15 protein-coding genes are annotated in these 20,118 nt (G+C 44.5%); 6 read left to right on the top strand and 9 right to left on the bottom strand.

Translation table 11 applies throughout. The features are described 5' to 3' along the window. Positions 1 to 19: 19 nt before the first annotated feature. The 4 genes from cobA to nirB form a co-directional block, all read right to left on the bottom strand. Positions 20 to 1,036, bottom strand: coding sequence for a uroporphyrinogen-III C-methyltransferase (gene cobA, locus FX988_RS01145; protein ID WP_160177954.1), 1,017 nt, complete (start codon positions 1,034 to 1,036; stop codon positions 20 to 22). After that, entirely contained in the window at positions 1,033 to 3,942 is a 2,910-nt protein-coding gene (locus tag FX988_RS01140) for a nitrate reductase (RefSeq protein WP_160177953.1), read from the bottom strand. The genes cobA and FX988_RS01140 overlap by 4 nt, the downstream gene beginning before the upstream one ends. A gap of 111 nt (positions 3,943 to 4,053) precedes the next feature. Next, the gene (nirD, locus tag FX988_RS01135; protein WP_160177952.1) at positions 4,054 to 4,398 is read right to left on the bottom strand and encodes a nitrite reductase small subunit NirD; all 345 of its coding nucleotides are present in this window, start codon (positions 4,396 to 4,398) and stop codon (positions 4,054 to 4,056) included. Between the two features lie 10 nt (positions 4,399 to 4,408). After that, positions 4,409 to 6,994 (bottom strand): nitrite reductase large subunit NirB, encoded by a 2,586-nt coding sequence (gene nirB, locus FX988_RS01130; RefSeq protein ID WP_160177951.1) that lies wholly within the window; start codon positions 6,992 to 6,994, stop codon positions 4,409 to 4,411. A gap of 570 nt (positions 6,995 to 7,564) precedes the next feature. Here nirB and FX988_RS01125 point away from each other — a divergent pair. The 4 genes from FX988_RS01125 to FX988_RS01110 all read left to right on the top strand — a co-directional run bounded on the left by FX988_RS01125 (position 7,565) and on the right by FX988_RS01110 (position 11,983). After that, positions 7,565 to 8,434 carry a TraB/GumN family protein gene (locus FX988_RS01125; protein ID WP_160177950.1) on the top strand — a complete coding sequence of 290 codons (870 nt, stop codon included), beginning with the start codon at positions 7,565 to 7,567 and terminating at the stop codon, positions 8,432 to 8,434. Positions 8,435 to 8,465: 31 nt separating this feature from the next. After that, positions 8,466 to 9,230, top strand: a complete 765-nt coding sequence (gene moeB / locus FX988_RS01120; protein WP_160177949.1) for a molybdopterin-synthase adenylyltransferase MoeB — start codon at positions 8,466 to 8,468, stop codon at positions 9,228 to 9,230. 143 nt (positions 9,231 to 9,373) lie between these two features. Further along, positions 9,374 to 10,618 carry a molybdopterin molybdotransferase MoeA gene (gene moeA, locus FX988_RS01115; RefSeq protein ID WP_160177948.1) on the top strand — a complete coding sequence of 415 codons (1,245 nt, stop codon included), beginning with the start codon at positions 9,374 to 9,376 and terminating at the stop codon, positions 10,616 to 10,618. Further along, positions 10,619 to 11,983, top strand: coding sequence for an MATE family efflux transporter (locus FX988_RS01110; RefSeq protein WP_160177947.1), 1,365 nt, complete (start codon positions 10,619 to 10,621; stop codon positions 11,981 to 11,983). A 78-nt stretch (positions 11,984 to 12,061) separates the two neighbouring features. Here the strand turns inward: FX988_RS01110 and FX988_RS01105 are convergent, their stop codons facing one another. Together FX988_RS01105 and FX988_RS01100 are read right to left on the bottom strand one after the other, a co-directional pair. Next, positions 12,062 to 12,685 carry a substrate-binding periplasmic protein gene (locus FX988_RS01105; RefSeq protein ID WP_160177946.1) on the bottom strand — a complete coding sequence of 208 codons (624 nt, stop codon included), beginning with the start codon at positions 12,683 to 12,685 and terminating at the stop codon, positions 12,062 to 12,064. Between the two features lie 335 nt (positions 12,686 to 13,020). After that, positions 13,021 to 14,520 carry a DUF3360 family protein gene (locus FX988_RS01100; RefSeq protein WP_160177945.1) on the bottom strand — a complete coding sequence of 500 codons (1,500 nt, stop codon included), beginning with the start codon at positions 14,518 to 14,520 and terminating at the stop codon, positions 13,021 to 13,023. Between the two features lie 243 nt (positions 14,521 to 14,763). Here FX988_RS01100 and FX988_RS01095 point away from each other — a divergent pair, with 243 nt between their 5' ends. Beyond that, the gene (locus FX988_RS01095) at positions 14,764 to 15,033 is read left to right on the top strand and encodes a hypothetical protein (protein ID WP_160177944.1); all 270 of its coding nucleotides are present in this window, start codon (positions 14,764 to 14,766) and stop codon (positions 15,031 to 15,033) included. A gap of 194 nt (positions 15,034 to 15,227) precedes the next feature. Here FX988_RS01095 and FX988_RS01090 read toward each other — a convergent pair whose 3' ends face one another. Further along, complete coding sequence (locus FX988_RS01090; RefSeq protein WP_160177943.1) at positions 15,228 to 15,638, bottom strand: hypothetical protein; 411 nt, start codon at positions 15,636 to 15,638, stop codon at positions 15,228 to 15,230. A 443-nt stretch (positions 15,639 to 16,081) separates the two neighbouring features. Here FX988_RS01090 and FX988_RS01085 point away from each other — a divergent pair, with 443 nt between their 5' ends. Then, entirely contained in the window at positions 16,082 to 17,653 is a 1,572-nt protein-coding gene (locus FX988_RS01085) for an ATP-binding protein (RefSeq protein ID WP_160182053.1), read from the top strand. A gap of 48 nt (positions 17,654 to 17,701) precedes the next feature. Here the strand turns inward: FX988_RS01085 and FX988_RS01080 are convergent, their stop codons facing one another. Continuing rightward, entirely contained in the window at positions 17,702 to 18,421 is a 720-nt protein-coding gene (locus tag FX988_RS01080; RefSeq protein WP_160177942.1) for a SapC family protein, read from the bottom strand. Between the two features lie 60 nt (positions 18,422 to 18,481). Further along, positions 18,482 to 20,035: a tryptophan halogenase family protein gene (locus tag FX988_RS01075; RefSeq protein ID WP_160177941.1), complete on the bottom strand. Its 1,554-nt coding sequence runs from the start codon at positions 20,033 to 20,035 to the stop codon at positions 18,482 to 18,484. Between the last annotated feature and the right edge of the window lie 83 nt (positions 20,036 to 20,118).

Raw genomic sequence — 20,118 nt, 5'->3', positions numbered from 1 at the left:
TTACTGTCGAATTTACTTATTAACCCGCAATATTGATAACCGCATTGCTAAGTTCATTGTGAGCTTCGCATTGTAAACTGTCTTGCTGGTGATACGAAACGACCTTTTGACGTTTACTCACCACTTCACCCACAATAATCAGTGCGGGGCCGCTAAATTGGCGAGTGTGGATGCGCTGCGCAATATTTTTCACCTGACCAATACACACTTGTTGCTGAGTGCTTGTCGCTTTATCAATAATAGCGACTGGCATATCCATAGGTAAACCATGAGCTTGCAGTTGTTGCATGATCGATTCGATGCGTCTCAGCCCCATATAAAATACCAGTGTTTCAGCATTTTTACCTTGCGCATCAGGCATGGCGCCGGTCACTAAACTTTGCCAATCGGGCTGCAAAGCAGGATCTTTAAGGTGTGCAGTAATAAACCGTACTGACTGAGCACAGTCTCGATGTGTCAAAGGGATACCTGCATACGCTGAAGCGCCAGACGCGGCAGTAATTCCGGGCACAATACTAAATGGAATGTGGTTTTTGGTTAACACATCACACTCCTCGGCGGCTCTAGCAAATATAGCAGGGTCCCCTCCTTTTAGGCGCGCTATAGTTTTCCCCTCTTTTGCCACACTGACCAAAAGTTGACTAATTTCAATTTGCGTCATGCTGTGCTCGCCGCATTTCTTGCCCACAAATCGGCGCTCTACATGGGGCGGGATCATATCTAGAATTTCTGGATTAACCAGCCAGTCATACATCACCACGTCAACACTTTGTAATAACCGATACGCTTTTACAGTGAGCAATTCTGCATCACCTGGGCCAGAACCGATTAAATGTACATGACCCGGTTTGCTGTTAGTATTTCGATGTATTCTAATCGCGTCGAACTTTTTATTATCTGTTCGTAAACCCATATTGAGGCCTTTGGTGCCTCGGGTGAACGCATGCGGCGCTGCCTTTAGCCATTGGCTAACAAATTGACTAAATAATTGAGGTAACACATTTACTAGAGAAAATACGTTTAAAGGGGAATTCATAATATGGTCTCCACGGCTATACGTTCACCGATATGTTGATAGTCGTCATCTTCTGCTGATGTAGATTGACTCAATGTATGGTTTGCACTGGTTGGTGCTAACATGTGATCAGAGGCGCTATGTTCATTTATAAGCTGCTGAAGCTCGCTTTTGCACGAGCCGCAATTGGTACCACATTTAAGCTTATCGCCTAAGCCATCAACGCTATTGCAGCCATTCTTAATCTCTTGTGTTATGGGGTTGATGCCGACTTTAAAGCAACTACAAATTAAGCGCCCTTGATTGAATTGTTCGTCGGGCTGGGCGCGCAGTAGTGCAGCTTTCTGCTCTACGCTTAAGGTATCAATAGTCAATAACGTACTTAACCATTGGATGTTACTCTCTACAGGCTGAACGTCATTAAACGCTGCAAATTGCAAGGTCTCACCATGTAACGCATACAGATTTTGTACCGATTCCCCTTGGTGTGCTGCCCAGCTGTATTGCGCTTTACAAGCACCTTGCATCAACTCCTTAAGAGAAAATGCTGGTGCCATACTTTCAGCGTTCTGCTGATCAATGCGGCCTGTTGCAAACGTTAACATCTCCCCCCCTTCGATTTTGCTTAACCGCCAATAATCTAACTCGGCGCAGAGGCTTTGAATAAACGTGTTTCGCTGGTTGGCTTGGGCACTGATAAAAATATGTCCGTGGTGTGAATAGCGAACTTTTGTTGCTCGAATAGCCGCATGTTTTAGTTCAGGTTGACCAGAAATAGGATCGTTCGCGTCGGTGAACAAATGGCTGATATTAGCCGATGAGTGATTCTGCTCGCTCCAATGAATAGGCGCAAAGAACTCGCCTTTTCGCTGCCCATTGTCAATTTTGACCGGCAGAATAACCTCACTTTGACTCTGACTTTCAGCGGCACTTACGCTTGAATTTAAGGCCAATAAATCACCTTGCTCTACCCCTAATTGCACTGCATCTCGTTGATTCATGCTTACACTTGCGTGGCCGATATGACTCGTTAAATCAGCACTGGTACCTGTGCGCGTCATGGTGTGCCATTGATCCCTTACCCGACCACTGTTTAATACATAGGGAAACTCAGCAGAGGTGAGCTGCTCCGGTGTCCTAGGGTGTAACGCAATAAATTGTGCTTTTTTGCTCGCTGTAAAATAACGTCCATCGGTAAACATACGTTTCATCCCATCAGGATTTGCTTTGTTTACCGGCCATTGAATGGGTGCCAGATTATCGTATTGCGCTGGCGTTAATCCCTGAAGGCCGGACAAATCGAGGTCACGGCTACCGTTATTTTTTTCTGCGGTTAAACCACAATACTCATCAAATATCTCTCTTGGGTGGGAATAGTTAAACCCGCTCTTGAAACCCATCTTTTTGGCTACGTCACAGATAATTTGCCAATCGTGACGCGCTTCTCCCGTAGGCGGCAAAAATCCTCGTTGACGTGATATTCTGCGCTCTGAATTGGTTACTGTACCGTTTTTCTCTGACCAGCCCGTTGCAGGCAAGACCACGTCAGCCATAGCGATGGTGTCATTATTTGCGACGCAATCTGATACCACCACCATTTCGCATTTAGCTAGCGCGGCTTTAATTTTATGCCGATTAGGCATACTGACCATAGGATTTGTTGCCATAACCCAAATAGCCTTCACTTTACCTTGTTCAATTGCGTCGAACATATCGACGGCTTTTAAACCGGCCTCTGGCACTATGGTCGGAGAGTGCCAATAATTTTGTACAATTGAGCGATGTTCAGCATTAGCTATATCCATATGGCAAGCCAACATATTTGCGAGTCCACCCACTTCACGACCGCCCATGGCATTGGGTTGTCCGGTAATTGAAAAGGGTCCGCATCCCGCACGGCCAATTTTCCCTGTGGCCAAATGACAATTGATGATAGCGTTGGCTTTATCCACTCCACTAGTGGACTGATTGACCCCCATGGAGTAAAAACTAACCGCTGAGTCACTGTTCGCAAATAACTGATAAAACTGCTCGACTTGAGCCGTATCCACGTCGCAATAATCGGCTACGGTTTTGACTGTCCAAGCTTCACATGCGGCAATGGACTCATCAAATCCTTCAGTAAAGGCACTGATGTAGGCTGAATCTAAGTAGTGGTTACGTTCAATATATCGAAGCAAACCATTAAACAAGGCGACGTCTGTGCCTGGTTTAATAGGAATATGTAAATCCCCTGCTTCACAGCTTGCCGTGCGCCTTGGATCAATAAAGACTAACCGCATGTTAGGATTCAGCTTTTTCGCCCTCTCGATACGCTGAAATAACACGGGGTGCGTCCAAGCAGCGTTAGAGCCCACCAGAACTAATAATTCACTTTGTTCTAAATCTTCGTAATTACAGGGAACCGTATCTGTACCAAATGCACGCTTATAGGCCGCAACAGCAGAGGACATACACAGGCGAGAATTAGTGTCTATATTACCGCTGCCGATGTAGCCTTTCATCAGTTTGTTGGCGACATAGTAATCTTCTGTCAGTAATTGACCAGACACATAAAATGCCACAGCATCAGGACCGTGCTTGTTAACCACGTCAGAAAATTTGTTTGCTACAGCGCTGATAGCCTCATCCCAGTGACTGGTTTTGCCACCTATCAAAGGCGTAAATAAACGCCCCTCTTTCCCATTGGTTTCGGCTAATTTACTGCCTTTTACGCATAAACGACCAAAATTAGCAGGATGACTGGCTGTGCCTTGTACGCTGACGAGCTGTGCGCTTTCACCTTGGCTAATACTTGTCACATCAACGCCGCACCCTACGCCACAGTAAGGGCACGTTGTTGTGTTAAGTTGACTGCACGTTGAGGCTGCAGCAGGAGACGCCTGCGCTAGGCTACTTAGCGGTGAAGTTGAGGATTGGTCAGTCATGACGATGGGCCCTATACCTAGAATAAATCAAAGAATCGCTGGGTAGAAAACGAGTACTAATCACAATTGCTTGCTGAACTGATGACAATTCAGCAAGCTGGTAACAAATGATTAGGCAACATCGAGTTGCACCTTACTTCCTTCAACGCGCACGCCATAAACACTCACGTTTTGCTGTTCATCGTCAAGGCACTTACCACTTTGCAAACAATAGCGTTGCTTATAAAGTGGAGAAATGATCACGGTTTTATCCGCCACTGAGCCAATCAAACCGCGATATAAAACGTTTGCTTTACCTATGGGATCCCAATTGCTGACGGCATAAAATTGTGCTTCATCTTTCGTTTGTACTTTGAAAATAGCCACTTGCTCACCCTTAACGAGTGCGCAAACGCCTGAGTTGTCAACAAGATCATCAAGGTTACAAATGTCTGTCCAATTTTGTTCTTTGTTCATCACTGACTCCTTACGCCAACTCAACAATATCGATAATTTGTTCTGTGCCTTTGCCTGACTTAACGAGCGTATCTAGCTCAGCTTCTGTGGCGGGGCGAATTTGCGCTCGCTCTTGCACAAACACAACGCTTTTGTCACTTTCATCGCTGTTGACGAATTGACGGAAGCGCTTGCGAGACGACTCATCTTCGATGGCCGTTTTCCACTCACACTGATAGGTATCTGCAATGTGCTGCATTTGTTGTTCAAGCTCATCACCTAAACCGAGTGAGTCATTGATGACTACATCTTGAAGATAAGCCAACCCACCTTCGAGGTTCTCTAACCAAACCGAAGTGCGCTGCAAGCGATCGGCGGTGGCAACATAAAACATCAAAACGCGATCGATATATTTCACCAAAGTGGCATCATCCAGGTCGGTAGCAAACAAATCTGCATGTCGTGGTTTCATTCCACCATTACCGCACACGTATAAGTTCCAGCCGTTTTCTGTGGCAATCACACCGATATCCTTACTCTGTGCTTCGGCACATTCGCGAGTACAGCCCGATACACCAAATTTGATTTTATGCGGTGCACGCAGCCCTTTGTAACGGTTCTCTAAATCAATGGCTTGTCCAACAGAATCTTGTACACCGTATCGACACCAAGTGCTGCCGACACAGGATTTAACGGTACGTAGTGATTTTGCGTAAGCGTGACCCGTCTCAAAACCGGCAGCGATAAGCGCTTCCCAAATGGGAGGAAGTTGCTCAACTCGCGCGCCGAATAAATCAATGCGCTGACCGCCAGTGACCTTGGTATACAGGTTGTACTTTTTCGCTACTTGCCCAAGCACAATTAGTTTATCAGGAGTAATTTCACCGCCGGCAATACGCGGAACAACTGAATAAGTGCCGTTTTTCTGCATATTACCCAAATAGGTATCGTTAGTGTCTTGCAAGGCCACGTGAGGCTTTTCTAAGATGAAGTCGTTCCACACGGAGGCCATGATTGACCCAACCGCTGGCTTACAAATTTCACAGCCTAGACCATGGCCGTGCTTAGCAATTAAATCATCAAAGGTTTTTATCTTGCCGACTTTAACCATGTGGTAAAGCTCTTGGCGTGAATAGGCAAAATGCTCACAAATGTCTTTTTTCACTTCAACGCCGCGTTTGCCCAATTCACTGTCGACAACGGTTTTAAGCAATGCAGAGCAACCACCACAACCTGTGCTTGCCTTAGTACAAGACTTAACGCCAGACAAATCACAGGCACCGCCATCAAAGGCTGCAATAATGTCGCCCTTAGAAACATTGTGACATGAACAAATGGTTGCAGTGTCAGGCAGTGCGTCTGCACCTAACCCTGCTGAAGGTGCATCCCCCGTTACAGGTAAAATCAAGCTCTCAGGGTTTTCAGGTAAATCAATGCCATTTAATGCATATTGTAAGAGAGTATCGTAATCACTCGTATCACCAACCAATACCGCGCCTAACAACACGCTTTGCTCTTGGTTTACGACGATTTTTTTGTAAACACCATCAGGCTGATTTTCATATATATAGGTCTGTGCTCCGGGTATACGGGCATGGGCATCACCGATTGAGCCAACTTCAACCCCCATCAGCTTGAGTTTAGTGCTCATATCTGCCCCTAAGAACTCAACATCGCCCCCGGTAATATGACTAGCGGCAGCACGGGCCATGGTGTAACCCGGCGCAACCAAACCAAAAATAAAGTTATTCCACAGTGCACATTCACCAATAGCGTAAATGTCAGGATCAGATGTAACACAGTGATTATCAACCACAATACCACCACGTTCACCGATTTTTAACTCATATTGGCGCGCGAGTGTGTCTTGAGGGCGAATACCCGCTGAGAATAAAATCATGTCAGTTTCAAGAAATTCACCATCGGCAAAACACATGCGGTATCGACTCGTTTGGCCAGCCTCAATACGCTGCGTCGCCTTTTGGGTGTGAACTTGAACACCTAATGCTTCAATTTTATCTCTTAATAGGCGCCCGCCTCCCGTATCAACTTGAACTGCCATCAACTGTGGAGCAAACTCTACAACGTGTGTTTCAAGGCCCGCTTCTCTGAGCGCATTAGCTGCTTCTAGGCCTAGCAAACCACCGCCTACCACCACACCTGTCTTACTGACTTTCGCGGAAGCACTTATATCTTCTAGATCTTCAATGGTGCGATACACCAAACAATGTGGTTGGTCATTGCCTTCAATGGGAGGGACAAACGGGTATGACCCCGTCGCCATAATCAATTTATCGTAGGCAAACGATTGCCCTGATTGAGTCTTCACCACTTTGGCTTGTTTGTCGATATCAACTACAGCAGCATCAAGATGAAAGTCGACACCTAACGCTTCGTATTGTTCTGGCGTAGTCAACGCAAGATCATCAGCAGTCTTGCCAGAGAAGTATTCAGATAGATGCACGCGATCATAGGCTAGACGCGGCTCTGCAGATAACACCGTTACCTTGTAATTAACTGAACTACCGGCCTTGTCATGATTAGTGATTTGTTCAACAAAATGGTGGCCCACCATTCCATTCCCTACCACGACTATTCTAATTGTGTTTGCTGACATGTTGATCCCCTGGTCGATGAATTTGCTCAACTAAATTTGCCCATAAAAAAAGCCCACACGACTGTTCAGTGACAGTCTGAGTGGGCTTCTTTGCCTGTTCTGTGTTTGACGTATGTGTCAGCACAGTTCAAATATGTGTTATCGCGAATTAAATCCGCTTAGTTTAAAAAATACAAGTTTAATAATGCAGGAATATTGCCAACTATTAATTCCTTAGTATTCATATGGTTATAATTTTTGGAGTCTCAAAATTGCAATTTATTGCATTAATTTGGTGCAATCAGACTAAAATGGAGCATCTGGTTAATGGGTAAATACATTAGGTGCGACTCAGTTAGTGCTCCCAAATACGCTGAAAAATACTGCATCAGGGGATAAATTCACAAACGCGTGCAAAATATGCTTTTATTGTCGATAGTTTGTACAAACAAATGGAAAAGTGTGCATTTTATTTCCTTTGCATCGATAAAAGCGGCACACTGCTAGCTTAACAACTGGGTTACATTTATCCCTAGGCGCTGTTTTAATCAAAACGGCAGAACAATACTTATGTAAAGGAAGACACCTTTTATGTCACTACTTCGCTCATTTTCACTGCCATTGGTTGCAGCTGTTTCCATTTTTACTGCATCGGTTGATGCGGCATCCGTCTGGAAAGTCACGTCTGGGGAACACAGCTTATATATCGGCGGTACCATTCATATCCTCGCACCAGAGGATTACCCTTTGCCTGAAGCATATGACACGGCTTATAACCAAGCATCGACCTTGGTGTTTGAAACAGACATGGCAGCGGTAAAGACGGTTGAATTTCAGCAAAAAATGTTAGGGATGATGACGTATACAGATGGCCGCTCTTTACAAGATGATTTGTCAGAGCAAAATTACAGCAAGCTAGAAACACACCTTGCCCAGCGCGGTATTCCGATTGCGCAAATGGCGGCTATGAAGCCCAGTCTCATTAGTATCACACTTAGCATTATTGAACTGCAAGGACTTGGCTTTACCAGTGAAGGGGTCGATCAATTTTACGCAGATAAAGGCTCCGAAGCGGGCAAAACCATTCAGTGGCTCGAAACCCCAGATGAACAGCTTAGCTTTTTAGCAAATTTAGGCGGCGACGATAACGATGCGCTTATTGAATATACCCTGCGTGACATAAAAAAAATGCCCACTATGATAGGTGACATGCGCACCAGTTGGCGCGAAGGTGATATGCAAAAATTAGCTGACCTAAGTATCGTGCCTTTTAAAAAAGACTATGCACAAATTTACCAAGATTTAATCGTTACCAGAAACGCCAATTGGATGCCTCACATACAAGACATGCTTAAAACCGCTGACGTTGAGTTTGTACTAGTAGGCGCCATGCATTTAGCAGGTGAAGACAGCGTTTTAACCCAATTAAAAGCGCAGGGTTACAGTATAGAAAAGCTGTAACTTAGCTAGCGTGATAAGCCATAGTAAAGCAATGGAACACTTCCCTGTTCTCACCAAAAATCTTGCCTTGCGTTACGCAAGGCAAATTTTGCTACCAGGTATTGATCTTGAAGGCCAAGAGGCACTGATGGCAGCTAAGGTTCTGATTATTGGTGCTGGTGGACTTGGCTGCGCTGCGGCCCAGTACGTGGTAAGCGCCGGAACAGGCGAACTCACCTTGGTGGATGACGACCAGGTTGAGCTGTCTAATTTGCATCGTCAGGTACTTCATACTGAACAAGATATTGGTGTTAAAAAAGTAGTGTCTGCCAAAGCAAGTCTGTTAGCCAATAACAGTCAGTGTATTATCAATACCATTGATTTGCGCTTAGACGATAATGCATTAAGCCAACAAATTGCTAAACACAATGTGGTACTTGATTGCAGCGACAATTTAGCCACTCGCCAGCAAATTAACAGGCTTTGTTATTCCAATCGAACGCCGTTAATTAGCGGCGCTGCCATTCGCTTTGAAGGGCAAGTTAGTACCTATCTAATGGATAATAAAGGCCCTTGTTATCAGTGTTTAAGTCAGGTATTTCCTGAGCAACAGCTAACCTGTATGGAAGCAGGGGTTATCCCTCCATTGGTGGGTATCATTGGTAATCTGCAAGCATTAGAAGCCATTAAATATTTAACCGGTGCTGGTGAGCTATTAACCGGTGTTTTACAGCTTTTCGACGCTAAATCGTCAGAGTTTCAGCGCTTTTCTATTCCTAAAAATCCGCATTGTGATGTTTGTGCGCATCATAAATAAATCCTCTACAGAATAGGCACATGAAATTAAAATCCTAGACATAAATCCTTGCAGATTTATTTCACGTTTAGCCTTTCGTTATAGGGCCCTTGACAGTAACATTGGTCGGCTAAGGAACTCCTCAATTAAGTAGTGTTTTTATTATGATTGCCAGTTGCGACAACCCAGGTTTGTTACCCTTATCACACGCTTTAGACAAAATGCGCGATGTTATTTCAGCGATAGCTGAACAAGAACAATCTGATTTAATGCAAGCTAATGGGCGTATTTTAGCGAAAGACGTTATATCTACCGTTAATGTCCCTCCTGGCGATAACTCCGCTATGGACGGTTACGCAATGATAGCAGCGGATCTACAACAAACGGACACGCTTGAACGAATAGGAACCGCCTTTGCTGGTATCCCCTACTCTGGCACTGTTCAATCGGGCCAATGCGTGCGGATTATGACAGGTGCGGTGATCCCTAAAGGCGCAGATGCCGTGGTGATGCAGGAAAACACAGTCGCACTTAATGAGCCTGCTAAGCATATTCAGTTTACGCAGCGTCCCAAGGTGGGTAATAGTATCCGCCGTGCTGGCGAAGATATTCGCCAAGGGGCTGTTGTTCTTCGAGCCGGCACACGGCTAAAGCCTGCGCACCTGTCTTTGCTCGCCTCTGTTGGTGTGGCCCGCGTTAGCGTGGTACGCAAAATAAAGGTGGGGCTAATCGCCACCGGTGACGAGTTGGTGTCTCCTGGGGATACACTTCAAAACGGACAAATATTTGAAAGTAACCGCTATGCCTTGCATGCCATGTTGGAGGCGTTTGGTGCACAAGTGATTGATTTTGGCATTGTTGAAGACAAACTCGACACTTTGCGGCGCATATTCGAAAAAGCGGATGACCAGTGCGATCTGGTGTTGTCATGCGGAGGAGTGTCCGTTGGCGATGCCGATTACGTGAAAGACGTGTTGCAATCACTCGGCGAGGTTAATTTTTGGAAAGTCGCAATCAAACCAGGCAAACCGTTTGCCTTCGGTAAATTGGCAAAGGCATGGTTTTGCGGCTTACCGGGTAACCCTGTTTCTTCTTACGTCACGTTCGAGCAATTAGTTAAACCTGTGCTTGAAGTGTTATCAGGTCAAACCCCCAGTGAACCTCTGGTTCTAGCGGCAACCGCAGATTGCGATATTCGTAAAGTGCCAGGGCGTGCTGATTATCAGCGTGGTATTTATCGTATTGATGAAAACGGACAGTTATTTGTTAGCCCTAATGGCAAACAAGGCTCAGGCGTGATGAGCAGTATCGCTCATGCAAATTGCTATATCGTGCTAGCGCAAGATGCGTGCAGCGTAGCCCAAGGTAGCACAGTACACATTCAACCTTTTACTTTATTGGCATATTAAGTGACCTTAAAAATAGAATTTAAAGCGTTAGCCCACCTCGCATGGCCTTTATTAATCGCACAAGTCACCCAAACCTTAATGGGTGTGTCAGATACCATCATGGCTGGACGTTTTTCTGCCACGGACATGGCCGCTGTTGCTATAGGCTTTAGCTTTACCATGCCTATACTAGTGTTTATTCAAGGTCTAACACTGGCATTACCACCGATTATTTCGCGCTTCAATGGTGCCAAGCAGCTAGATAAAGTTGCCAATGCAAGTTATCAGGTGATGTGGTTGGCATTATTTTTCGCTGCGCTGGCTCTTGTACTTAGTATCTTTTTAGAGTTTTTCTTTTCCCTGATAGAGATGGAAACCGAACTGCGCAATATCACAATAGATTACGTACGTTACGTTTTGTATTCCATGCCTGCTTTTGCTTTGTATCAGGTACTGCGAAATGTATGTGAAGGCTTGTCTATAACCAAACCCAGTATGATCATTATGCTCATTGGTTTGCTGGTTAATATTCCAGCTAACTATGTATTTATATACGGCAAACTTGGTTTACCCGCCTTTGGAGGGGCTGGTTGCGGCATCGCGACGGGCTTAGTGTTTTTAGCGATGATGTTTGCCACTTGGATTTACTCTCTCAACGCCAAAAAGCTACAACCTTACGCACTATATACCCGTATATTCGCACCAAATATGCGTGACATTTGGGCCAGTCTGAAACTCGGTCTCCCCATAGCGCTCACCATTTTATTTGAAGTAACACTTTTTGCTGTGGTCGCCATATTACTCGCCCCATTTGGCCCAACCATAGTCGCTGCCCACCAGGTCGCATTGAATTTTTCTGCATTAATGTTCATGATCCCGCTGAGCTTAGGTATGGCCACGAGTATTCGGGTAAGCCATTTACTAGGTGAAAACAAACCGACTCAAGCAAAAACAGCGACCCACGCAGCATTATTGATCGGGTTAACCACTGCCACCTTAACCGCCACCATAACCTATCTCGCGCGCGTGCACATTGGTGAACTTTACAGTAACAATGCTGAGGTAATTAATATGGCGGCTGGGCTTATGTTACTCGCCGCGGTGTTTCAGTTTTCAGACGCGATTCAAGTCATATCGGCTACGGCATTGCGCGGGTATAAAGATACCGCAGCCATGTTTTACTTAAGCTTTATATCATATTGGTTAATCGGAATGACTATAGGGTGTGTTTTAGCCCTAACGGATTGGCTGGTCCCGCGCATGGCAGCGGCAGGGTTTTGGATAGGGTTTATTTGCGGATTAACCTCGGCGGCTATTTTACTCGGATTACGCTTACGCCATATACAGCGAAAACAAGAACATACCCCTATTGAACTAAGCATTTAACACACAACATTACTTACAGTTGTGACAAATTGACGGGTAGTCGGGCCATGGCTTGCGCTTCGACCGCGGCCAGGCATCTCAGTCCGCTCGGGATAAATAATGTTGGCGGCGAATAGTCGCAAACTCACCGTTAGCAATCGCTGTGCGCACGGCGGACTCAACCAAATGTTTTTGCTTAATTAACGGTGAGTTTTGACTGATAGTGACGTAATAGTTATTCACTTCTATGGGCTGGTATTGCGCTAACACTATTTCATCTTGCAAACCCATCTTGCGGATCAGGGGCAACGCACTTTCTTGGAAATGAATAAAGGTATCAATTCGTCCTTTTTGTAATAGCGCAACTTTTTGTGCAAGGGTTGATACAGGAACCATTATTAATTCTGTTTCTCGGTTAAATCGCTCGAAATACTTTGCATTTCGAGTCACGCCAATACGCAACTTACGTAAATCGTTAAAATTCACGAGCTGATCTAAATCGGGTTTACGTACAAAAAAGGTATGCCTTAGGGTTTCATAACTTGGAGCGATATAAACCACTTCGTCTTGGTCCTCATCTTCACGTTGTAAGCCAACAAGCATGTCTAGATTACCTTGGCGCAATTCCTTTATGCGCCTCGCAAAAGGCATAGGTAAAATTTCAATTTCCATATTCATATGCATTGCAATATTCTTTAGGTACTTAACCTGTAAACCGTTCATAAACTCTTTGGATACGGAGCTTCGAATGATCTCTTGCGCATTTGTGGAAGCAGAAATAAAACCCAAAACTAACATTGCAGCGTGAAAAAAGAAGCGCATAAAGAAACCAGATAGACCAAAAATATCGACGGCTATTATCCCTTAGCTCTGGGTTCAAACCAACAAGATAATACTACTTTAGTCTATTTAAATATCACACGGTTCTTGCTCGCAAAAGCGAAAACGTCAGCCAGAGGCGTTCACAAGTGTATTACACCGTCTGACTGCTTAAAATCGTGTAATTAACGATGTATCTTTCACCTCGCTTGTATCGCTGCTAACGATAAATTCTATTGTTAATGGCGAAAACTCTCTAACAAGGCGGGTATTCCTGGCAACATTCCCACCATTGCCATAACACTGGTGAGTATCACGAACATTGCAAGCGGGATGATCCAGCGACTCATCCGCGTTAACTCGGCACTGCGCGCTTTACAGCCAATTAAACCTAGATTATCCAGTAGCATGGTCAGTGACCAACCAAATGCTGGGTTTACTAAAGATGAGGCAAAAACAACGATTGCCGCTGACTGTGTCGTTTTACCCTCTCTGGTCATTTCCATACCCGCTTCAAGCAGTGGAATAAACACCCCAACGATTAACGCCACACACAGCACAGGCTGCCAAATAGCAAGATCCATCGGATACCCCCACACACCTGCAATAACGCAAAACAAAGCGGTCAATATCGCCCCTGCCGGTATGGGGCGTTTAGCAATGGCAGCAGGCACAATATATGTGCCCCAAGATGAAGTGAAATTCGCTCCACCGAATATAGAACCAAATGTTTGACGAACTGACGCACTTAACATGGTGTCATCAATATTCATCTGCACTTTTTCTGTACGTTGTGGGTAACTAATCTTTTGAAATACCTGATGGCCTAAAAAATCTGGTGACCACATAGCAACCGCCAATATCGCAAATGGCAACACGACCATAAAGCTTTCAACGGTCGGCAAACCCAGCATCCAACCTGTATCTTCACCCCACCAATACATAGGGTTCATATTGGGCAATCCCGGCGCAGTATGAAACTCAAACGGGGCACCGAGTGAAAATGCAATCAACCCACCCAAAATGCAACTAAGCGGCACGGCTAACCAACGTTTTTTAAAATGTTCAAGCAAGGCGTAAAGCAAGATCGTCGCAAGAATGACAACAAAAGCAATATGGGTCATTTGAATACTTTCGGCCCAAGCAAACAATTTTTTCACCTGGGACGTGGTACCGATAAACCCTAAGTAAAGTAGTAACCCTCCGCATACACCTTTGCTGGTCAGTTTTGCAAGTAGACTCCCCCCTTTACTAAACGCCAATATTAGTCCAAAGGCACCAATTAATAGTCCAAAGGCCATTGGGTGCCCCCCCGCAGCCACCACGATAGGGATAAGAGGAATTAGCGGTCCATGTGTACCAGCTAAATTAGCGGTGGGTAAAATAAATCCAGAAAACAGCACTATGAATACTGAGACGATGAGTAGTTCGTAACGCACGTTCTCAAGTACAAAGGCATCACTTAGACCTAAAGCACCAGCAAATGTTGCTGCGATTGCGCTGACCATAACGACTTTGCCTATCGTTCCTGCAAGCGCCGGAATGGTATCTTCAAGCTCGAAGCGATAATCTTTGAAGGGTAAATTAGGCCGCCAGCGTTTTGGCTGCATAATTTGCAATTCATGTTCGAGATACGCGTCTCGACTGTCAAACGCAGAGCTCGGCTGATGCAACGCTTGGTAGCTGTCAGATGTTGACGCACGTTTGCTATGCGCTTCATTTTCTATTTTATTCTTCATGTTTCTCCTAGGTAGCCGCGTAGTCACAATCATTACAGCAAAATCAAATAAGCTTGCTTTAAAGGGCAGTAAGGTAGGCAGGGTAAATCAAATCTGGTTAAGGAGTGCATAAGCAAAAGGTCTTATACGAGATATCCTCGCTAGTATGTTGCATATTGGCTAAATTGGCGGGTTAAACTTAATGATAAAGCTGTCAGTGACGGTTGATTTTTTCACCTTAGCTATCAATCTAAAGGAGGCTGCATGGATGAAGGAATGGTTGGATTAATTGTATTTTTGTCAGTAACCCTAGTGTGTGCGTTTATCACGCATATATGTTTGCGAAACATCACCTGGGCTACTGAAGTTTCTACGCTTTTTTCTGCGCTGATTTTTCAAATGGTTAACTTGGTAATGAATGATAATCCTGAGCCATTTATAGGCATAGCGGTCATATTTTCGCTGATTTACGCTTTTTTAATTGCCCTTTTGGTTGGCATTCCATTTCACTTATTTCGACGTAAACGCCCCTAGCAGCAAAAATCGTACGGGAGCACTACAATCTTCACAACGAAAAGTGAAGTGTCACCATGGTCGCGCGCTCACAAAGCTGGCCTTTATGCACACCCAACAAGGATTATATTTGCCAGATAGCGAGGTGAATGGACCTGCTCACCTTATTCAGAATGAAGCCTTCTCATTGGACAAAGCGAGTTTAAATCACCTCGTTATTGGCTATCCTTTTCAACTTTTTTCGCTTTTATTGACTCAGCGATCCCCTTGAATTCATACGTAGGATAAATATCAGTATCAAAAATGCCCCAGGCCGATTTCTCGATAGCTAGATTAAGTGTGCGTAAATCTCTTGGATGGATTTTGACCGTGATCACTTGGCCTAATCCCATCATGACATACCAAGAATCAATTTCTGCTCCTTTGGGTGGAAATGACTGCCAAAAGCGGTTTTCATCCATCTTTTGCTGTAATTCAGTGAGACTTTTATCTTGCTGGTGCTTGAGTACCACAGTGACAAGAATCTTATCACCATCAATAGTGTAGTCTTCGTTAGCAATGACATTTTGTACGCCATTGATAAGCCATAAAAAAGCAATTAGAACTGACGTTGTGAGTATTTTCATGTTGTGACCTAATGAGTTGTAATGAGCGTTTATCGTCTCATTTTGTGTTTAATTTAAGTAGCGATAATCGTTAACCTTTTCACAGAGTCGAATGTGTTTTAATAACCAACGGTTAGCGTGCAAAATAGCAAACACATATTAGAGAATACAATAGGGTTAAAACATGGCATAAAATGCTACAAGGTGTCATAACAGATCGAGTGACAATGCATATTCTACTTAAGTATATGCAAACATTAGACTAACAATATTCTAATATATGATTAATGCATAAAATGAAGTGATTATTCCTTTTGAATCAAAGCAATGTTCCAATCAGACAACTAGATGAAAAAAATGGTCTACTTAAACCGGTAGCCTACTTTTTCGCTGTACTATACTGCGCTCTGACGTTGGCCCACTATTTAGTGTTGCAAGAGCCATTCAAGTGGGTGTTGTGCGCGATGACGTTATTAACGGCACTGTTAAATGGCGCGGTAGCCCTTAGCACCGCAAAAATCCCCCCTAAGCGACAAAGCCTGATTATTTTAATATTATTGCTCATCGCCAGCGCCAACAGCTTTCTACATTTGTGGCTTTCTGAGGCGTCAGAACATAGCACTAACATATTCGTCACCATCATCGCCTCTGGCATAGTGTTGTCAAATCGCCTGCATTGGACAGCTTCAATCCTGTTTAACTGGGTCGGCTGGATCACCATCAGTGTTTGGCTTGAATTGGCCCTAATACAACATTTCTTTTTTGCTATGGGCATGAGCACGCTGCTTAGTTGGTTTGCTCATTTAGCTCGAAAAAAGCTGGTCTCTAAGCAAATTGAGTTGGAGATAGAACGAGATTTAGCGATTCAACATGAATTAGAAGCCAAAGCAGCCACAGAAACCAAAAGTGCTTTTTTAGCTAATATGAGCCATGAGATCCGCACCCCTATGAATGGGGTAATCGGTATGATTGAACTGGTATCCCAAACTGAGCTCAATACAGATCAGAAAAACTATCTTGCTACCGCGAAGCGCAGCGCTGATTCATTATTGATTATCATCAACGATATTTTAGATTTCTCCAAAATAGAAGTGGGTGAACTGACCATTGAACTCGTGGAGTTTGACCTCGAACAGTTTTTTGTAGAATTGATCCACGATCAACATTTTCATGCTCGTAAAAAAGGCCTTACACTTACTTTATCCAAAGGCAACTTTCATCACAAACATGTGGTGGGGGATCCCTACCGAATCACCCAAATCATGAACAATCTGTTATCCAATGCCATTAAATTTACTGAGTCAGGAGGTATTACCGTTTATTATGATCTTGTTACACTTGGCGATAATTTACAGCTAAAAGTAGAAATAAACGACACAGGTATTGGCGTGAGTGAGACAGCTCTGCCCTTCCTATTCGACTCATTTTCTCAAGCCGATTCCTCCACCACACGTAAATTTGGCGGAACGGGATTAGGTCTGTCAATAACAAAGCAATTATGCGAACTAATGGGCGGCGATATAAACGTTAAAAGTCAGTTAAACCAAGGCTCGACGTTTTCCTTTACTGTGAGATTAAAGCCCCCACACCAGACCCACAAAATGGCCAGCAAACCACCTGCTCCAGTATCTTTCGAAGGGCTACAGGTTCTGTTAGTTGAAGATAACGAAATCAACCAAGAGGTGATGCTCGCCATTTTAAAGGGCTTAAACGTAAACGTATTTATTGCCAATGATGGCATTGAAGCACTTGCGACGCTTTCACACTCTCAAAGATTAAAGTTTGACTTAATACTAATGGACTGCCAAATGCCGAATTTGGACGGCTACGAAGCCACCAGGCGCATACGAGCAGGTGAAGCAGGTGAGATATTTAGTCATATCCCCATCGCCGCCCTCACGGCAAACGTAATGGACAGCGAACGCGCTAAATGTATTGAGGCAGGCATGAATGAATACCTCACTAAGCCCGTTGAAATCGAAGCATTAAAATCCGTATTGGTGAAGTACCACAACCAAACACCACCTCAACACTAGTCGACTGATGGCGAATAAATCAGCCATCATCTGATATTACAGCACGTATTACTGTAGCGCTTTTTTCCATTCAACTAGGGTTTGTATATGTCCAGTTGATGCGGCAATCAAATAACAAGCTTGTAAATAGCCTTTGTTGTGAAATGCTTCAAGCGTGTCGCTATTTAGTGCACCAAGGTTAGCCTCGTTAATATTGTATAAGCCGTCGAAGCGTTTTTGCTGCCCGTCTTTAAGCGTAATACTCAGTTGTAGCGCTTCAATTAAATCATGCTCAAGTAATGTTTCGATAAAGACTTCGGTACGATTGTTTCCTGACATTAACTGCCCGAGTAAATCAATCATTTGCGTGAGGTAATCACTGGGTTTACCTTGCTCGTTAAACAAGGATTCACCTTGCTCAGTGTTGACCCGTGCGCTATCCATGTCTAAGGTCAGTACGGTATTGTCGTTTGTTGGCTTTGCACCTTCTTCAGTTACCCCCACCAAAAATGGCTGGCGTCTCAGGTGAATAGGCACATAATGAGTACGCCATTGGTCGCCCTGTAAATACAAATTTTCCCCAGCTTCAAAGCCAGTTAATACATTTAAGCCAAACTGCCCAGTGTTGTTATCTTTTAGAAAACACATAGGGTACGCCAGAGCCAATGCCCTAACCTCATCTGCGATAACTGGAATAAAGTGCACGTTCTCCCCAAACTGAGCACCTCGGCCGGTTTTAATTAACGTTTCGCTGTGCTGTTTAAAATCAATTAGTACAGGCTTGGCCACTGCCGCCTCCTTGTTATGTTTATATAGCGTATTATGGAGCAATAAATAATGGTCTACAGCTTACACTTTCTGTAGGCCAAACTGATGAATTTTATTGATTAAACCACGATTATCCGGCAAGTTTTTCAACATCTGCTGTACTTGCTGACTATTTTTTTGCCGTAAACCACTGGCCTTTTGTTGATAAGCTTGTGACATGCCCAATTCACTGGGCTTGGTATAAAACCCCATCCCATAAAGCACGTATTGATAGCTCGCGGCAGGAAATACCTCTACCGCATGTTCAAAATCATTGTGCCACGGTGGTTGAAACTGCCACAGTGTTAATTGTTCCTGCAGGCTTTGAGGAATCGTTGCAGTATCTCGGTTGTCTATCCAAAACGCAGAATCACTGCGTTTTGACAACATATAATGCAGCTTTAAAAAGTCAATGATACGCTCCCAGCGATACAAAAAAGTATGGTTGAAACGCTTGGCCACGACATCCATCGCATTGCGGGTGGCAGGAAATTGGTCAGCAATCATCGCCGCAGAGATCTCAACCAACAATAACGAAGATGCCTCAAGTGGTTCAAGAAACCCAGCAGACAAACCAACCGCCACACAGTTTTGCTGCCAAAACGTTTCTCTGTGCCCTGGGTTGAGGGCAATATTGCGAATATCTCCTTCGTTTACCTTACCACCTGTTTGGGATATGTAGTTGAGTAGCTCTTTTGTCGCCTTTTGTTGTGAAGTATGGGCACTGGAATAGACATGCCCTACCCCACGGCGATTTTGCAAACCGATATCCCATACCCAACCGGCACTTTGCCCAGTAGAAACCGTATGCGAGGCAATTGGAGCGTCATCCGTATCGTACGGCACATGTATGGCCAGCGCTTGATCTACAAACAAGACATCTTTACAAGATTTAAACTTTACCTTGAAGTGCTCACCAAGTAACAAAGACTTAAACCCCGTACAGTCAATGAACAAATCACCCGCAATATCTCCGCTGGCTTTGGTTGACACACTGGCAATATCACCATTTTCAGCCGCGTTAATTTTGCTCACATTATCCAGAATGTGGTGTACGTTGAGCTTCTCAATACAATGGCGCTGTAAGAACGCCGAGAAACGGCCGGCATCTAAGTGATAAGCATAGTTAATAACCGAAGTGAATTCCGCGGTTGCGATGGTTTTAGGGGCCAGCCCAGTTTCGCATACCGCTTCTTGCGGGCTAACAGCTTGGGAAAATGATTGCTCAAAAGGATGGGCCATCCAGTGGCGAGCAAGGTTAGTGTTATCAAAGTCTTGTGGCAGCACTAAAGGATGATAATAAAAGTCATCTTTGTCACCTGTTACCCACTGAGCAAATTTAGCTCCTTGCTTAAACGACACGTTACATTCACGGATAAAATCCGTTTCGCGGATCCCCATTGCCTTTAAAGTGCGACGCATAGTGGGCCATGTCCCTTCGCCCACGCCAATCGGCTTAACGTCAGGTGACTCCACTAAGGTAATGTTAAAACCATCGGCGTGTTCATTTTGCAGTTTTGCAGCCAATGTGCCTGCTGTGATCCAGCCAGCGGTACCACCGCCCACAATCACGATCGATTTTATCGCTTGAGCCATTTTTACTCTCCAGCACCATAATGCGCTTTTTTGCTTACGGGCAATAATAGCGCAAAAAACAACGTGCAAAACCTATCATCCGT

This window comes from Paraglaciecola mesophila, from assembly GCF_009906955.1.
Taxonomy (GTDB): Bacteria; Pseudomonadota; Gammaproteobacteria; order Enterobacterales; family Alteromonadaceae; genus Paraglaciecola; species Paraglaciecola mesophila_A.
Note: the sequence above shows the minus strand (reverse complement) of the source record. Positions and strands in the feature narration are given on the sequence as shown.

Excerpts from the sequence above, each read along its gene's own strand:
- moeB (WP_160177949.1), top strand. The coding sequence starts at position 8,466 with ATGGAACACTTCCCTGTTCTCACCAAAAATCTTGCCTTGCGTTACGCA.
- FX988_RS01100 (WP_160177945.1), bottom strand. The coding sequence starts at position 14,520 with ATGAAGAATAAAATAGAAAATGAAGCGCATAGCAAACGTGCGTCAACA.
- FX988_RS01105 (WP_160177946.1), bottom strand. The coding sequence starts at position 12,685 with ATGAACGGTTTACAGGTTAAGTACCTAAAGAATATTGCAATGCATATG.
- FX988_RS01095 (WP_160177944.1), top strand. The coding sequence starts at position 14,764 with ATGGATGAAGGAATGGTTGGATTAATTGTATTTTTGTCAGTAACCCTA.
- nirB (WP_160177951.1), bottom strand. The coding sequence starts at position 6,994 with ATGTCAGCAAACACAATTAGAATAGTCGTGGTAGGGAATGGAATGGTG.
- FX988_RS01090 (WP_160177943.1), bottom strand. The coding sequence starts at position 15,638 with ATGAAAATACTCACAACGTCAGTTCTAATTGCTTTTTTATGGCTTATC.
- FX988_RS01125 (WP_160177950.1), top strand. The coding sequence starts at position 7,565 with ATGTCACTACTTCGCTCATTTTCACTGCCATTGGTTGCAGCTGTTTCC.
- nirD (WP_160177952.1), bottom strand. The coding sequence starts at position 4,398 with ATGAACAAAGAACAAAATTGGACAGACATTTGTAACCTTGATGATCTT.
- cobA (WP_160177954.1), bottom strand. The coding sequence starts at position 1,036 with ATGAATTCCCCTTTAAACGTATTTTCTCTAGTAAATGTGTTACCTCAA.
- FX988_RS01140 (WP_160177953.1), bottom strand. The coding sequence starts at position 3,942 with ATGACTGACCAATCCTCAACTTCACCGCTAAGTAGCCTAGCGCAGGCG.
- moeA (WP_160177948.1), top strand. The coding sequence starts at position 9,374 with ATGATTGCCAGTTGCGACAACCCAGGTTTGTTACCCTTATCACACGCT.
- FX988_RS01085 (WP_160182053.1), top strand. The coding sequence starts at position 16,082 with ATGACGTTATTAACGGCACTGTTAAATGGCGCGGTAGCCCTTAGCACC.
- FX988_RS01075 (WP_160177941.1), bottom strand. The coding sequence starts at position 20,035 with ATGGCTCAAGCGATAAAATCGATCGTGATTGTGGGCGGTGGTACCGCT.